This window comes from Streptomyces smyrnaeus (genome assembly GCF_017676345.1).
In the GTDB taxonomy this organism is placed as follows: domain Bacteria; phylum Actinomycetota; class Actinomycetes; order Streptomycetales; family Streptomycetaceae; genus Streptomyces; species Streptomyces smyrnaeus.
The window spans coordinates 699,960-715,466 of the sequence record NZ_JAFFZM010000001.1 but is presented as its reverse complement, the minus strand read 5'-3'; the positions used below and the strand labels follow the sequence as shown (position 1 = coordinate 715,466).

The 15,507-nt window shown below is 72.3% G+C and carries 12 protein-coding genes; 9 read left to right on the top strand and 3 right to left on the bottom strand.

Annotated features, from left to right (window positions below):
* Nucleotides 1-11: 11 nt before the first annotated feature.
* Nucleotides 12-962 (bottom strand): aminoglycoside phosphotransferase family protein, encoded by a 951-nt coding sequence (locus tag JW613_RS03125; protein ID WP_209209107.1) that lies wholly within the window; start codon nt 960-962, stop codon nt 12-14.
* A gap of 440 nt (nt 963-1,402) precedes the next feature.
* Here JW613_RS03125 and JW613_RS03120 point away from each other — a divergent pair, with 440 nt between their 5' ends.
* Together JW613_RS03120 and JW613_RS03115 are read left to right on the top strand one after the other, a co-directional pair.
* Complete coding sequence (locus JW613_RS03120; protein ID WP_209209106.1) at nt 1,403-3,103, top strand: ABC transporter transmembrane domain-containing protein; 1,701 nt, start codon at nt 1,403-1,405, stop codon at nt 3,101-3,103.
* A gap of 286 nt (nt 3,104-3,389) precedes the next feature.
* The gene (locus JW613_RS03115; protein ID WP_209209105.1) at nt 3,390-4,934 is read left to right on the top strand and encodes a glycosyl hydrolase; all 1,545 of its coding nucleotides are present in this window, start codon (nt 3,390-3,392) and stop codon (nt 4,932-4,934) included.
* On the opposite strand, the gene JW613_RS03110 is transcribed toward JW613_RS03115, so the two are convergent.
* Entirely contained in the window at nt 4,916-6,310 is a 1,395-nt protein-coding gene (locus JW613_RS03110) for an amidase (protein ID WP_209209104.1), read from the bottom strand. The genes JW613_RS03115 and JW613_RS03110 overlap by 19 nt on opposite strands.
* 129 nt (nt 6,311-6,439) lie before the next feature.
* Between JW613_RS03110 and JW613_RS03105 the strand changes: the two genes are divergently transcribed.
* Nucleotides 6,440-7,066 carry a TetR/AcrR family transcriptional regulator gene (locus tag JW613_RS03105; protein WP_209209103.1) on the top strand — a complete coding sequence of 209 codons (627 nt, stop codon included), beginning with the start codon at nt 6,440-6,442 and terminating at the stop codon, nt 7,064-7,066.
* A gap of 24 nt (nt 7,067-7,090) precedes the next feature.
* Here the strand turns inward: JW613_RS03105 and JW613_RS03100 are convergent, their stop codons facing one another.
* Complete coding sequence (locus JW613_RS03100; protein WP_209209102.1) at nt 7,091-7,498, bottom strand: MerR family transcriptional regulator; 408 nt, start codon at nt 7,496-7,498, stop codon at nt 7,091-7,093.
* 50 nt (nt 7,499-7,548) lie between these two features.
* Between JW613_RS03100 and JW613_RS03095 the strand changes: the two genes are divergently transcribed.
* The 6 genes from JW613_RS03095 (at nt 7,549) to JW613_RS03070 (ending at nt 15,492) form a co-directional block, all read left to right on the top strand.
* Nucleotides 7,549-8,433: an NAD(P)-dependent oxidoreductase gene (locus JW613_RS03095; protein WP_209209101.1), complete on the top strand. Its 885-nt coding sequence runs from the start codon at nt 7,549-7,551 to the stop codon at nt 8,431-8,433.
* A gap of 414 nt (nt 8,434-8,847) precedes the next feature.
* Nucleotides 8,848-10,503, top strand: coding sequence for an ABC-F family ATP-binding cassette domain-containing protein (locus JW613_RS03090; protein WP_372447892.1), 1,656 nt, complete (start codon nt 8,848-8,850; stop codon nt 10,501-10,503).
* A gap of 169 nt (nt 10,504-10,672) precedes the next feature.
* Complete coding sequence (locus JW613_RS03085; RefSeq protein WP_307865767.1) at nt 10,673-12,184, top strand: GntP family permease; 1,512 nt, start codon at nt 10,673-10,675, stop codon at nt 12,182-12,184.
* Nucleotides 12,181-13,614, top strand: a complete 1,434-nt coding sequence (locus tag JW613_RS03080; RefSeq protein WP_307865766.1) for a four-carbon acid sugar kinase family protein — start codon at nt 12,181-12,183, stop codon at nt 13,612-13,614. The genes JW613_RS03085 and JW613_RS03080 overlap by 4 nt, the downstream gene beginning before the upstream one ends.
* 50 nt (nt 13,615-13,664) lie before the next feature.
* Nucleotides 13,665-14,702 (top strand): 4-hydroxythreonine-4-phosphate dehydrogenase PdxA, encoded by a 1,038-nt coding sequence (pdxA, locus tag JW613_RS03075; RefSeq protein ID WP_099885150.1) that lies wholly within the window; start codon nt 13,665-13,667, stop codon nt 14,700-14,702.
* On the top strand, nt 14,695-15,492 hold the full coding sequence (locus JW613_RS03070; RefSeq protein ID WP_209209100.1) for a DeoR/GlpR family DNA-binding transcription regulator: 798 nt from the start codon (nt 14,695-14,697) through the stop codon (nt 15,490-15,492). Before pdxA ends, JW613_RS03070 begins: the two co-directional genes overlap by 8 nt.
* The last annotated feature ends 15 nt before the right edge of the window (nt 15,493-15,507 follow it).

The window sequence follows — 15,507 nt, the reverse complement described above, 5'->3', positions numbered from 1 at the left end:
GGCAGCCAGTATCAGCTGCCCATGCCGCCCGCGAACGGTGTCGTCCGCCAGTGGTCGACGGCCGGTTCGAGGTACTCCCTCAGCTTGGGCAACTGCGGGACCAGCGCGAGGGTGGCCACGGCCCGCAGCATGCCCAGGGCGTTGACGAAGCGCAGAACCTCGGTATCGAGCGGTCTCGTGCCGTTGCGCAGCGCGCCGCGGTTGTAGGCGGCTTCGTGCTCGGGTCCCAGAGCGGCCAGGTCCCACTCGATGGGCCCCAGGGTGACCAGTTCGAAGTCGGCGAAGAGGTTTCCGTCCACCCCGTGGAAGATGTTCGCGGGCGGGGAGTCGCCGTGCAGGGGCTGGAGGTCGACGCCCGGGAACCGGGCCTCGAACGCCGTGCGGGAGCGTACGAGGGGCTCCAGTACCTGCCACTCGCGGCGGGCACGGTCCAGCTCGGCCGCACCGATCAGGGTGGGGTGTCGGTCGAGCCGGGCAAGGCTCTCCGCGATGAACTGCGGGTCGGCCGCGGACAGGAACTCCAGGCGGCCGGGGTAGGAGCGCATTGCCGCATGCAGGTCGGCGACGCTCTCGGCGTTCGCCACGTAGTCGGCTTCCTTGTCCCGGTCCTCCGGGACGAACTGCCAGAACGTCATCGAGAAACCGTCGCGCTGCACCGGCTCCTGCGGCACGAGCGGGCTGGGCGCGATCACGGGGACTCCCTGGTCGGCGAGCCAACGTGTCACCGCCAACTCGTCCTGCTGGCGGCGCGCGAGGGAGTCCAGGTCTGCCGGGTTCGGCACAACGGTGGGAACCCGGGCCACCGTCGGCGAGGGCGCCAGGTGGACGACGACCGAGAAGACGTCGTGCAGCACCGTGGGGGCGGTGACGGTCAGGCCGAGCTCGCGGCCTGTCGCGACGGCCGCGTCGACCGCGGCGGATGTGCGGTCGGCGAGCTGCTGCGGTGTCAGGAAGGTGGTCATGGGGCACGGCTCCCTCGGTTCGGCGGGACTTGTGGTTGTCGGGCAGGTCGAGGCCGGGCGGTACGCGGAGTGGACAGGGCGAGGTCGACGGCGTCCTGCACGGTGTGGTCCGCGCCCGAAGTCGGGGGTCTGGGGGGAGGGGGCCGATCCTCCCGGGGGAAGCGACGGTAGCAAGACGAACCGTCTCGTTCAATTCGGTTACGCCGTGGAATCCGTGACCTGCGGCGCTGTCGTGCACCGACCCACCGGCCGGGTCCGGGCCGGAGCGCGCGACAGGGTGGGCCGGGACCGGGCCGGGAATACGCCTGTGTACCGTGGGCGGCTCCGCGGGCATGTCAGGTGGAGCCGTACCGACCGGCGCCATGGCCCCTCCAACCGGACGGTCTGTGCACAACGGACCCCGGTCGGACTCGTCCAGGAAGCGATTGCCCACCACGCCGATGACAACTCCTGCCAGGCAGCGGCCCCGCCCCGGGGCCGGCATCCTGTGGACCGCATTGCGGCGCAACCTCGGGGCCATGACCTGGGGCACCCTCCTGATGGGCATGTACCAGGCGGGTGAGACCGCCTTCCCCATCGCTCTCGGCCTGATCGTCGAACACACGATGCGGGACCGGAGCCTCGGCGCGCTCGCGCTGTCGATCGCGGCGTTGGCCGTGATCATCACGACGGTGTCGCTGTCGTGGCGGTTCGGTATGCGCATCCTGCAGAAGGCCAACACGACCGAGGCGCACCGTTGGCGGGTGCGGGTGGCGGCCTGCGGGCTCCAGCCGGTGGCCAGGGACATCGACCTCAAGTCCGGCGAGGTGCTGACCATCGCCACCGAGGACGCCGACCAGACCGCCGACATCATCGAGGTGGTGCCGCTGCTGGTCAGCTCGCTGGTCGCGGTGCTGGTCGCGGCGGTCGCGCTGGGTGTGGCCGACGTCCGGCTCGGCCTGCTGGTGCTCGTGGGAACCGTCGCCATCCTGTCGATCCTCAGCGTGATGTCCAAGTGGATCGGGGCCGGTACCCGCGAACAGCAGGCCCGGGTGGCGCGGGCGGGCGCGAAGGTCGCCGACCTGATCAGCGGCCTGCGCCCGTTGCACGGCTTCGGCGGCAACCACCCGGCGTTCCTGTCCTACCGGAAGGTCAGTACGGAGGCGAAGCGCCAGGCGATCACCGTCGCCAGGGTGAACGGCGCCTACGAGGGGGCCGCGCTGGCCCTCAACGCGCTCCTCGCCGCCGCGGTGACCCTGACGGCGGGCTGGCTGGCGTTCGAGCGGCGGATCACCATCGGCGAACTCGTCATGGCCGTGGGGCTCGCGCAGTTCATCATCGAACCGCTCAAGCTGTTCTCGGAGATGCCCAAGTACGTGATGATGGCGCGCGCGTCGGCCGAGCGGATGGCGCTGGTGCTGGCCGCACCGCCGGTGATGGGCCCCGGGTCGGGGCTGCCTGCCGCGGGCGGAGATCTCGCAGTCGACTCCGTCCGGTACGGGACCCTGCGCGGACTGAGCTTCCGGGTGCCGGCCGGGCAGTTCGTGGCCATCGCCGCCTACCAGCCGCGCGCGGCGGCCGATCTGGCGTCGATCCTTGCTGTGCGAGTCCCGCCCGACGCGTACGAGGGCGTGGTGCGGGTCGGCGGGCAGCAGATCGCGGACCTGTCGATCGAGGCGGTCCGCGAGCACATGCTGGTCAACCCGTACGACGGGGAGATCTTCGCCGGTACTCTCCGCACGAACATCGACCCGTCGGGTACCAGCCGCATGGTCCCGGAAGCCGTCGAGGCGTCCATGCTGACCGATGTCGTCGCCCTCCACCGGGAAGGGCTCGACCACGGGGTGCGCGACCGGGGCGCGAACCTCTCCGGGGGGCAGCGCCAACGGCTCTCCCTGGCCCGCGCTCTCGCCGCCGACACCGACGTCCTGGTGCTGCACGATCCGACCACGGCCGTCGACGCGGTCACCGAGCAGCTCATCGCGCGCAACATCGCTCAGCTGCGCGGGGGCCGCACCACCGTCGTGCTCACCAGCAGCCCGGCTCTTCTGGACGCCGCCGACCGTGTCCTCGTCCTGGACGACGGCGTCATCACGGCCGCGGACACCCATCGGAACCTACTGGCCACCGACGAGGAGTACTGCCTGGCCGTGGCCCGGTGACCGCGCGCCGGCTCCGGTGCCGCGCCGCACCGCCCGCAGCCGCCCTCCTGGCCCCGCGCAACGCCTCCCGGTTCCTGCTCGGGCATCGAGCCGACCCCCGTTCCGCGCGGCCCGGCCGAGAAGAGCCGCCCAGGGGTGAACCGTCCGCCGCGTACATCCGTGGGTGCGTGCATCGACGCTACTGACTCGAGAGGCGTGTTCTGTGCGTGTGAGACCGCTGAGACCGTTCCGATCATTCCGACCCCTCCTGTTGGCTCTCCTACTGGTCGTCGCCGGTGTGTCGGCGATGACCTCGGCACAGCTGCGAGGGCCGTCCGAGGGCGGTGAGGAGCACGTCACCGGGGCCGCTGCCGCCGGTGGCGCCGAGCACACCGTCACCCTGCGGAACAAGACGGACAACCGCATCTGGGTCGGGGCGACCGTCAACGCCGACGGCTCCAAGCCGCTGACCGGACTGCCGGTGCTGGACCCGGGGCAGTCCGCCACGGTCACCGTCCCCGAGCGTTCGGACGCCGGGCACTGGCGCGGCAAGTTCTTCGCCCGCCAGGGTTGCAGCGGACAGGAGGGCAGCACGTTCCACTGTGCGGTGGGCGACTGCGGGCCGTACGCCGACCGCTGCAGCACCGGCGAACAGCCCGTCAGTCTCGCCGAGTTCAATTTCGATCCGGCCGACTCGGCGGCGCCTTGGTACAACGTCAGCTATGTCAACGCCGTCTCGTCGTCGATCACCATCACCCCTGACGGCGTGGCCCCGCCCGAGAACGGCGGGGAGTGCGCCTCGGTGGGCTGCCCCACCGATCTGCTGGCCCACTGCCCGGCCGAGAACCTGACCAAGGACCACGCCACGGGCAAGCGGCTGGTGTGCGTCAACCCGAACCGGGACGCGAAGACCGCCTACAGCGAGGCGCTCACCAAGCAGTGCCCCACGGCGTACGCCTGGTCCAAGCACGACACCGAGGAAGGCAATCAGGTCGTGCGCCAGTGCAGCACCTGCAAGGGCCTGACCGTCACCTTCCACGGCTCCGGCGCTTCCGGGAAGCCCGGACCGCCCCCCGGGCCGAAGCCCGGCCACGGCGATCCCGGCTCCGGCGATGACCACGCACTCGGGCACCGCAAGGGCGTGGCGCTCAACCCGCTCGACGGCGCCGACCGGGCGCTGAACGACTCCGGCGCCTCCTGGTACCACAACTGGACCTCCACCAGCGGCGGGCTGACCAAGCCGGAGGGCGTCGAGTACGTTCCGACGATCTGGGGTCCCGGCTCGGTCACCGACGCCGAGCTGAGCAAGGCCGCGCAAGAGGGCAAGAGGCTCTTGACCTTCAACGAGCCCGATCTGCCCCAGCAGGCCGACATGACGCCCGAGCAGGCCCTGGATCTGTGGCCCCGGCTGGAGAAGACCGGCCTGAGCCTGGGGGCCCCGGCGGTCGCCACCGACGCCGACAAGCCGGGCGGCTGGCTCGACCGGTTCATGAAGGGGGCCGAGAAGCGCGATCTGCGCGTCGACTTCATCCCGGTGCACTGGTACGGCTCCGACTTCGGCCCCGCCGCCACCGGCCAGCTGGCCGACTATCTGCAGCGCGTCCACGACAGGTACAAGAAGCCGGTCTGGCTGACCGAGTACGCCCTCATCGACTTCACCAAGGACAAGCCCCGCTACCCGAGCGAGCAGCAGCAGACCGCTTTCATCAACTCCTCGACGAAGATGCTGGAGAGCCTGGACTTCGTAAAGCGTTACGCGTGGTTCGCGCTCTCGACCGGGACCAGCCCGACCGGCCTCTACGACGGTGCCGCCGCCAACCCGAGCGGTAAGGCCTACCGCGACGCCGGCTGACCACCCCGTCGGCCCATGGACCCGGGCCCGTGACCGGCGGCGAACTGCATACCGATCGGGAGTCCCGTCCCGGGGTCGGCCGTCACGGGAACCGACATGGCGGGCGTGCCCGCCATGTTGAACGCCATGGTGAACGGTGAGCGGTCGTTGAGGCGGCCGATCCAGCCGAGGCCGTCCAGCGCCTCGCCGCCCTCGGCATAGCTGCCCAGGGGCATGGTCAGCTCCGGCAGGGTCGGGGTGAGCAGGATGTCGTGCGCGGCGAAGTACCGCGCCAGGCTTCGAGCGACCCGGTTTCGGACCGCGAGCGCGTCGACGAACCGGGCGCCTTCGACCCGCCGTCCGTACCGATAGCCGGCCAGGGTCGCCGGTTCGAGGGTCGAGGAGTCGACGGGGCGGTCGAAGGCGGCGGCCAGCCCGTCGACCGAGGCGGTGAGATGCGCCGTCATCACCCGGGCGGTGGCCTCGACGAACTCCTCCCAGCCGACGCCGAGGCCGACTTCGACCTCCTCCACCTGGTGACCGAGGGATTCGAGCAGACGCACGGTGCGGGAGAGTGCGTCGGCGACCGGTGGGGTGGTGCGGCGGCCGCCCCATGCGTGGGCGAGGACACCGATCCGCAGCGAGCCCGGGTGGCGGGTGACTTCCTCCGCGTACGGCCGGGAAGGCTGCTGGGCGAAGTAGGGGTCACCCGGTTCCGGGCCGCGGATCCGGTCGAGCAGTGCCGCGCTGTCGCGTACCGTGCGGCTGACGCTGCCGTGCACGGCCAGGCCGCTGAAGACCTCGTCGGCATCGGGGCCCATGGACACCCGGCCACGGGTGGGCTTCAGCCCGAAGAGGCCGTTGTAGGCGGCGGGGATGCGAAGCGAGCCGGCGGCGTCGGTGGCGTGTGCGAGCGGGACCACCCCGGCGGCGACAGCGGCGCCCGCGCCCCCGCTGGATCCGCCCGCGCTCCGCGCCAGGTCCCAGGGGTTGCGGGTCGGGCCGTGGAGCACCGGTTCCGTCGTGATGCTGTAGGCCATCTCCGGTGTCGAGGTGCGCCCGAACGTCACCAGGCCGGCGCGGCGGAAGCGCTGCATCAGGGCGGAGTCGGCGCCGGCGACGTTCCCGGCCGCGAGCCGGCTGCCCAGCTCCATCCGCCTCCCGGCCATGGCGACTGCGATGTCCTTGATCAGGAAGGGGACCCCGGCCAGTGGTGTGCTGCCGGGTTCCGGCTCGTCGTCGGCCGGCCAGGTCTCCACGACGGCGTTGATCAGCGGATCGACCGCGTGCGCGGCCTCGCGTGCCGCTGCTTCCAGTTCGGCGGGGGTCACCTCGCCCTTGGCCACCAACTCCGCGAGCCCGACCGCGTCGAAGCCCACGTACTCGGACACTCTCACTGGCACTCCCCATGGAAAGAACGATACCGACAAGTACCCGATGATACCCAGCGGTATCAAGAGGAACGGGCTGGTACCGTAGCAGGGGTCGGGGGAAGCCCGCAGCCGACCGGACGTCACGGAGCAGTCATGACATCGACCGCCAGAAGGCCGAGCAGGGTGGCGAAGTTGCCGCCTCGCGAGCGCATCCTCGACGCGGCGGAAGAGCTCTTCCAGAGTGAGGGGATCCGGCGGGTGGGCGTCCAGACGATCGCCGAGCGGGCCGGGACCACCAAAATGGCGATCTACCGGCACTTCGAAACCAAGGACGAACTGGTCGCGGAGTGGCTGCGGATCGTCGCCGCCGACTACCAGGCGGCCTTCGACCGGGTCGAGGCCGAACACCCCGGCCGGCCCAGGGAGCAGATCCTGGGCCTGGCCCGCTTCATCGCCGACGGCCTGCCGGCGCTCTCGCACCGTGGCTGCCCGTTCATCAACTCCCTCGCCGAGCTGCCCGACCGCTCCCATCCCGCACGGCAAGTGATCGAGCAGCACAAGGCCCGCCAGACCCGCAGACTGATCGGGATGTGCACCGGGGCCGGGCTGCCCGACCCCGAGCAGGCCGCGGCCGAGATCACCTTCGTCCTCGAAGGCGCTCAGGTCAGCACGCAGAACGGCAGTATCGACCAGGCGGGGGACCGACTGATGAGGATCGTCGAGGGAATCGTCGATCGGCGCCGCTCCCCGCTCGGCGCCGACCGGGCGGCCGGCGGCTGACCGCCCGGGCGGGTGCCCGACCGCTCAGGCGGAGACGGGCTCCCGGCCGGTCCCGTCGAAGGGCGGATAGCTTTCCGCGCCTGTGCGCTCGGCCGCCTCGATGTAGTCGGTGAGCGCGTCGCGGGATCGGGCGAGCGCGTTCATCTGGTCGTTCAGCCGCCGCAGCCGTGACCGCATCGCGGCCAGCAACTCGGGACAGCCGATCAGCTCCGGGACCTCTCCGGAGGCGCAGGGCAGCAGATAGGCGATGTCCTCGGAGGACAGTCCGGCGCCGAGCAGGTGCCGGATCTGCTTCACCCGCAGCACGGCGTTCTCGTCGTACTCGCGGTAGCCGTTCGCGCCGCGGTCCGCTTCCAGCAGGCCCTGGGCCTCGTAGTAGCGCAACTGGTGGGCGTTGACGCCCGTCCGACGGCTCAGTTCCCCGATAAGCATCGAATACCTCACTTGACCTTCAGACCGGTGTCAACGTTGACGATGCTGCCATGAACAACAAACCCGACACACCCGTGACAGTCGTCGGACTCGGACTGATGGGGCAGGCGCTGGCCGGCGCGTTCCTCAAGGCCGGGCACCCCACGACCGTGTGGAACCGTACGGCGGCCAAGGCCAGCCAGTTGGTGGCCGAGGGCGCACGGTCGGCGCCCACGCTCGATGACGCGCTCGCGGCAGGCCCACTGACGATCGTCTGCCTCACCGACTACCAGGCCGTGCACGAGCTGCTCGACGGCAGCGACATCCAGCTGGACGGCAGAACGTTGATCAACCTGACCTCGGGCGACTCGGCCCAGGCCCGGGAGACCGCCGACTGGGCCCGGCGGCGAGGCGCCCGCTATCTGGACGGCGCGATCATGGCCGTCCCGCAGGCGATCGGGACCGCCGAGGCGGTGATTCTGCACAGCGGGCCGCAGTCGGACTTCGAGGCGCACAAGCCGACGCTCGACGCCCTCGGCACCGTCACCCATCTCGGCGCGGACCACGGGCTGGCGTCCCTGTACGACGTGGCCGGTCTGGCCATGATGTGGAGCGTTCTGAACGCCTGGCTCCAGGGAACCGCCCTGCTGCGGACGGCCGGCGTGGACGCCGCGACATATGCGCCGTTCGCCCGGCAGATCGCTACCGGTGTGGCCCAATGGCTGCCCGGGTATGCCGAGCAGATCGACAGCGGCTCCTTCCCGGCCGAGGTGTCGGCTCTGGAGACCGACGCGCGGGCGATGGCCCATCTGATCGAGGAGAGCGAGGCACTGGGCGTCAACGCCGAACTGCCGAGACTGATCAAGAAGATGGCCGACCGTTCGATCGCCGCCGGGCACGGCGCGGAGCAGTACCCGGTGCTCATCGAGGAATTCAGCAGACCCGCCGCCGACTGACCATCCCCGCACGTGGGGGCCGACGTTCCGTTTCCTGGTCCGAAACCGTCAGCCCGTCAGTCCGGAGGTACGCCCGGGGTGCGCCGCGGCACGCCGGGTCCATCCCGGGCAGACTCCGTTCACTCCGCCTACGCGTAACACCCGCGCCGCTGACCAAACCCCACCGCGGCCCGGTTCCATCCTGTCGGTCGCCCTTGGCGAGCAACTGCGGTGCCCTGGGCGCCGGTTGCCGCCGCGCTACGAGGCCACTGGCTTCGGCATTGACGAGACGGTACGTATCGTCTAATCTCTGGTCCGTCGGTCGGCAGTCGGCTGCTGCGTATCTGTCTCCGCTGCTGCTGTTCCCGCTGGTCGCGCGCTCCGTCACCCACCCGTAAAGGACTGCTTTTGCGCACTGCTGATACCGCCACCACCGTGCCGGCCACCACGCCCGCCGGGTCCCAGCTCGCCCTTGCCGAGGTGACCAAGCGCTATGGCGACCGCGTGGTACTGGACCGCGTCTCCTTCACCGTCCGGCCGGGCGAGAAGGTCGGAATCGTCGGGGACAACGGCTCGGGAAAGTCCACCCTGCTGCGGCTGCTCGCCCGGCAGGAGCCGGCCGACAACGGCAGTCTGACCGTCACGGCGCCGGGCGGGATCGGCCACCTCGGCCAGACCCTCGGGCTGCCCGACACGGCGCGGGTGGGCGACGCCGTGGACCACGTACTGGGCGAACTGCGCGCCCTGGAGCGCCGTATCCGGTCCGCCGAGGCCGCGCTGGGCACGGCCGGACCGGCTGAGTTCGAGCACTACGCCGATCTGCTGGCCGAGTTCGAGGCGCGGGGTGGGCACGGAGCGGACCGCCGGGTCGAGACGAATCTGCGTCGGCTCGGCGAGGGCGCGCCACTGGACCGGGGGCGTCCGCTGGGCACCCTCTCCGGTGGGCAGCGCTCCCGGCTCGCGCTCGCCGCGACGCTGGCCGCCACCCCCGAACTGCTGCTGCTCGACGAGCCGACCAACGATCTCGACGACGGCGCCGTGGCCTGGCTGGAGGAGCAGCTGCGCTGCCACCGGGGCACCGTGGTCGTGACCACGCACGACCGCGCGTTCCTGGAGGGTGTCACCTCGACGATTCTGGAAGTGGACCAGGACCGGCGCACGGTCCACCGCTACGGGAGCGGATACGCCGGCTTTCTCACCGCCAAGGCGGCGGCTCGCGCCCGCTGGGCGCGGGAGTACGAGGAGTGGCGCAACGAGGTGGCCCGGCAGCAGCGCCTCGCCGACTCCAACATCGGGCTGCTGTCCGAGATACCCCGCAAGGGGCCGTGGGCGTTCAGCGGTGCCGGGGCCTTCCGGGCGCGTTCGCGGGCACACGGTGCGCAAAGCCGCATCCGCAACGCGCGCGAGCGGTTGCAGCGGCTCACCGAGGACCCCGTGCCGCCGCCCCCGCAGCCGCTGCGGTTCACGGGCCGCGTCGAGGGCTCGTCGGCGGCCGAGGGGCCGGCAACAGCGGTGCAGCTGACAGATGTCCTGGTCCAGGGGCGGTTGTCCGTACCGGAACTGGAGCTCGCCGCAGGTGACCGACTGCTCGTCACCGGGCCGAACGGCGCCGGCAAGACCACCCTTCTCCAGGTGCTGGCAGGGGAATTGGCGCCGGACAGCGGTACCGTGCGCCGAGCGCCGAGGGTCGGTTTCCTCCGTCAGTCGAGCGCGCTCGTCGACGCCGTGCGCGGTGACGACCGCACGCTGCTCGCGGCGTTCGCGGCCGACCGGCTGGGACACCCCGACGAGCACGCCGACGCCTTGCTGGCGCTCGGCCTGTTCCGTGCCGCCGATCTGACCGTCCGCGTACGGGAGCTGTCCGTCGGGCAGCGCCGCAAGCTGGAACTGGCCCGGCTCGTGACCGCCGGTCCGCTCGATCTGCTGCTGCTCGACGAGCCGACGAACCACCTGGCCCCCGCCCTGGTGGAGGAGGTCGAGGCGGCCTTGGCCTGCTACACCGGCACGCTGGTGGTGGTGACGCACGACCGGCTGGTACGCCGACGCTTCCAGGGGGCCCACCTGGAACTGCCCTGGGGCACCGGGATGTGACGGCGGGGCCCGGCCGCTCGACGGAGTTGGCCAGTCCGCGCAATTTTCTCGCTCCAACTGCTTGTTTTGCTCAGGTTCCGGTGTGCATGATGCGGCAGTCGTTCATCGCGAGGCCGTCAGCTCTTGCACGGCAGCCGTTCTCGCACAGCAGTCGTCAGAGGGGATCGGCGTGGATCTTCAGCTCTTGGCGGCGCTCGTCCTCGGGATCGCCACGATCGTCGTCATCGTGTTGCGGACGAGGCTCGACGCCTTCTTCGCCCTGCTTGTCGCGGCGCTGGTGACGGGATTCGTCGCCGGCGCCCCCGCCACGAAGGTGATCGAATCGATCACCAAGGGCTTCGGGAACACCCTGGGCTCCATCGGTATCGTCATCGGCCTCGGCGTCGGCCTCGGCAAGATCCTGGAGGTCTCCGGAGCCGCCGACGCCCTCGCGCGGGCCTTCGTACGGCTCCTCGGCGCCGGCCGCGAGCCGTGGGCGATGGGCGGGACCGGCGCACTGGTGTCCATCCCGGTCTTCTGCGACTCCGGGTACGTCATCATGAACCCGCTCGCCCGGTCCATCGCCCGCCGCAAGCGCGCCGGGTATGTCACGCTCGCGCTCGCCCTCGGCTGCGGCATGACGCTCACCCACCACCTGGTCCCCCCGACGCCCGGCCCGCTGGGGGTCGCCGGGATCCTGGGCGCCGACCTCGGCGGGCTGGTGCTGGCCGGGCTCGTCTTCGCGGTTCTGCTGCTGCCCGTCGTGGTGGCGTACGCGCGCTGGATCGGCCCCCGGCTGGAGGGCTCGCTGCTGCCGGAGGTACGGGAGGCCGTCTACGGGCGCGGAGCCGTCGACGGTACCGGGAGCGCTGCCGCCGATCGCCCGGCGGCTGCCGCAGCGGCAGTCGCGGAGGGTTCCCGGGACGACCCCGCCGCCGCGACCGCCGACGGACCCCAGGACGACCCCGCAGCCGCGCTCGGGACCCCGCCGGCCGGTGCGAAGCCGCACCGGATGGGCCCGCTGCGGGCGCTGCTCCCGCTGCTGGTCCCCCTCCTGCTGATCATCGCCAACACCGTGGCCACCGCCGTCGACCGGAATGCCCAGGGCACCCTCGACGGTGAGGGCTACGAGCCCTCGCCGATCCCGGAAGCCCTCGCCTTCGTGGGCAACCCCGTGGTGGCCCTGCTGGTCGGCCTCGTCCTCGCCGTGTACGTGCTGCTGCCCCGCTGGACCACCCGCAGCCAGGTCGGCGACTGGCTGTCGCAGGCCGCCGCGTCCGCCGGGCTCATCATCCTCATCACCGGAGCCGGCGGCGCGCTCGGCGAGGTGCTGCGCGCCACCGGGGTCGGCGACGAGATGGCCGAGACGATCGCCTCCTGGAGCCTGCCCGGAGTCCTCGTGCCGTTCCTGATAGCCAGCCTGGTGCGCCTCGCGCAGGGCTCCGGCACCGTCGCGATGATCACCGCCGCGTCCGTGTCGGCGCCGCTGGTCTCCGGGCTCGGCATCACGCCGCTGCTGGCAGCCCTCGGCTGCTGTGCCGGGTCGATGGTCTTCAGCTACTTCAACGACTCCTACTTCTGGGTCGTCACCCGCTTCACCGGCCTGGACGGCACGGCCGCACTGCGCGGCTGGTCCGGTATCACCACCGCCGTCTGGCTCGGCTCGCTGCCGTTGCTCCTGCTCGCGGGCGTGGTGCTGTGAACGCCCTCGACGCCGCGCACGGTGAAGGGAGCGGCTCCGCGCCCGGCGAAGGGACCGGCTCGCTGCGCGGCGCGGGGCCCGCCGTACTGATCGTCGCCGACGACTTGACCGGCGCGAACGCCACCGCCGCAGGCTTCGCCCGAACGGGCATGCGGGCGGTGACCGTCGGAGCGCACCAGGACCCACGGACCGCGGCCCGATTCGGCAGCCGCTTCGACGCCGTCGTCGTCAGCACCGACAGCCGGCACTGCCCGCCGGAGGAGGCCGCCGAACGCGTCCGTACGGTCATCCGGCACGCGGGCGCCGCCACGCTGGTCTCCCACCGCGTCGACTCCACACTGCGCGGCAACCTCGGGGCGTCCACCCAGGCCGCCCTGCGGGCCGTGGGCGAGCGGACCGGCCGCCGCGCCGTCGCGCTGTGCGCGCCCGCCCACCCGGAGGCGGGCCGGCACACCGTGCAGGGCACCCAACTGCTGGACGGCGCACGGCTGGAGGACACCGAGGTGGCCCGGGACCCGCGCTCTCCGCTGCCCACCTCGCAGGTGGCGGACCTCCTGCACCGGCAGGCCCCCGGCCTGCGCATCGCCCATCTGCCGCTATCCGCCGTCACCGGCGCGGAGCCGGCCCTTCGGGCGCTGGTGGAGAAGCGGCTCGCGGACGGCGCGGACGTCCTGGTGGCCGACGCGCTGACCACGGCCCATCTGGCCCGGATCGCGGACGCGGCCGTGCACGCCGCTCCGGTGGTGGCCGGGGAGGCGGTCTGGGTGGGTGTCGACCCGGGGCCCTCCTCCCTGGCGCTGGCCGCCGCGATGGGGCTGACCGGCAGCACCTTTGGCGCCCCGGTCCTCGCCGTCTCCGGATCCACCACCCGCCTCACCCGCACTCAGCTGTCCCGGCTGCGCGCCGAGCACCCGGTCGTCGTGGTGCGCCCGCGCCTGCGGGGGAAGTCGACCGTCCCCGACGTCGACGCCACCGCCGAGGCCCTCGGCGCGGCACTCGCCACGGCCGACCGAGGGGACGTGGTGCTGCTCGCTACGGTGCTGGAGGAGGCGGACATCGCCACCGACTGCCGCTACGAGGACGCCGAACGGCTGCCCGGCGCACTGGCCCGTTCCGTGCGCCGGGCGCTCGAACGCCCCGATGTGCGGGGGGTGGAGGGGCTCTTCGCCACCGGCGGCGACGTCTCGGCCGCGCTCTTCGCCGAGTTGGGGGCGCACGGCCTGGACGTCGAGGAGGAACTGGTACCGCTCGCGGTGGCCGGTACATTCGTCGGCGGGCCGTGGGCCAGGCTGCCTGTGGTGACCAAGGGCGGGCTGGTCGGCGACGCCGGTACGACCTCCGACTGCGTCACCTATCTGCGCCGGGCCGCCGTGGCGGCGCGGCGCCAGGTACCGGCCGCCGACGCCACGGACCCACGGCCCCCGCCGTGAGCCGAGCAGACACACCGGAACACCGCACACACACCACCTGGAGGAACACCGTGGCCCGTCCCGTCCTCGCCGTCACCCTGGGCGACCCTGTCGGCATCGGACCCGAGATCACCGCCCGCACCCTCGCGGCCGTCGCCGGCGAGCCGGACCACCACGGCGTGGCCGTGGGCGACGCGGAGGCGCTGCGCCGCGGCGCGCGCGCCGCCGGTGCGGACGTGGAGGTCCGCGAGGTCCCCGACTTCGCGGTCGAGCCCGCCGGTCCCGGCGTCATCGACGTCCTCGACACCGGCGTCCTCGGCACGGACGTGCCCGACTGGGGCACCGTCGACGCGCGCGCGGGCCGCGCCGCCGTCACCGCCATCGAGACCGCCACCCGCGCGGCCCTGGCGGGCGAGGTCGCCGGCATCGTCACCGGCCCGATCAACAAGGAGGCCATCTGGCAGGCCGGTTCGAAGCACCTCGGGCACACCGAGATGCTGGGCGAACTGACCGGCGTCACCCGCCAGGACACCATGTTCGTCGTCCGCAACACCGCGGTCGACGGGCACCACCTGCGGATCTTCTTCACCACCCGGCACGTGGCGCTGCGCAAGGCCCTCGACCAGCTGACCGCGGAGCGGGTACGCAACTCCGTCGACGAGGCCATGACGGCACTGCGGGTCTTCGGCACCGAACGGCCCCGGCTGGCCGTCGCCGCCGTCAATCCGCACGGCGGTGAGAACGGCGCCTTCGGCGACGAGGAGATCGAGCACATCGCGCCCGCCTGCGAGGCGGCCCGCGCCGACGGACTGGACGTGACCGGCCCGGTGCCCGCCGACTCGGTCTTCCACCAGGGCCTCACCGGCCGCTACGACGGGGTGCTCTCGCACTTCCACGACCAGGGTCACATCCCGGCCAAGACCTACGACTTCGACGGCACCATCTCCGTCACCGTGGGGCTGCCGATCCTGCGCACCTCCGTCGACCACGGCACCGCCTTCGACATCGCCGGTACCGGCAGGGCCGACCATGCCACCATGCTCTCCGCCTACCGCGCCGCCGTGGACTACAGCCCGTACGCCCCGGCCATCCGTGCCACCTATGGCTGAGCCGTCCGCCGCACGCAGCGGCACCCGTGCCCGGCACAAGGCGCTGCTGGCGCTGCTGCGCGAGGGCACCACACATGTGGACGAACTCGCCACCGCGCTGGAGGTGTCCGCCTCGACCGTCCGCCGCGATCTGCGGCGGCTCACCGTGGACCAGCAGGTGGCCCGGACCTACGGCGGCGCGGTGGTGCCCGAGGCGTTCCACGAGCGTCCGGTCGCCGAGAGCGCCCGGCTGCGGCTGCGGGCGAAGGCCGCCATCGCTCAGGCGGCCCGGCCGCTGGTGCCCGCCACCGGAGCGGTCTTCGTCGACGCGGGGACGACCTGCGCCGCGCTGGCCCGGCACCTGGCCGAGGAGTGGGCCGCCGCCGGCGACCACCAGGCCCTTGTGGTCACCCGCGGCCTGGAGACCGCGCAGGTCCTCGCCGACGCGCCGGGCGTCGAGGTGGTGATGTTGGGCGGCAGTGTCCGGCCGCTCAGCCACGGCCTTGTCGGACCGCTGGCCGATCTCGCGCTGGAGCGGCTGTCGTTCGAGGTGGCCTTCCTCGGCGCCGATGCCGTGGATCCGCACCGTGGCGTGGGGGAGCCGACCTTGGCGGAGACGGCCGTCAAGGAGCGGGTGGCCGCGCGGGCGCACCGCGTCGTGGTGCTGGCCGACGCGACCAAACTCCGGGTGCGCGACGCGCCCGCCTGGGCCCGACTCCCGGACGGCTGGACGCTGGTGACGGACGCGGAGGCACCCGAGGAACTGGCCGGACGCTGCGCGGAGACCGGAGTGACGCTGGTACGGGGGTGACGGGAACAGCGGCGG

Excerpts from the sequence above, each read along its gene's own strand:
- JW613_RS03120 (WP_209209106.1), top strand. The coding sequence starts at position 1,403 with ATGACAACTCCTGCCAGGCAGCGGCCCCGCCCCGGGGCCGGCATCCTG.
- JW613_RS03125 (WP_209209107.1), bottom strand. The coding sequence starts at position 962 with ATGACCACCTTCCTGACACCGCAGCAGCTCGCCGACCGCACATCCGCC.
- JW613_RS03070 (WP_209209100.1), top strand. The coding sequence starts at position 14,695 with ATGGCTGAGCCGTCCGCCGCACGCAGCGGCACCCGTGCCCGGCACAAG.
- JW613_RS03095 (WP_209209101.1), top strand. The coding sequence starts at position 7,549 with ATGAACAACAAACCCGACACACCCGTGACAGTCGTCGGACTCGGACTG.
- JW613_RS03105 (WP_209209103.1), top strand. The coding sequence starts at position 6,440 with ATGACATCGACCGCCAGAAGGCCGAGCAGGGTGGCGAAGTTGCCGCCT.
- JW613_RS03115 (WP_209209105.1), top strand. The coding sequence starts at position 3,390 with ATGACCTCGGCACAGCTGCGAGGGCCGTCCGAGGGCGGTGAGGAGCAC.
- JW613_RS03100 (WP_209209102.1), bottom strand. The coding sequence starts at position 7,498 with ATGCTTATCGGGGAACTGAGCCGTCGGACGGGCGTCAACGCCCACCAG.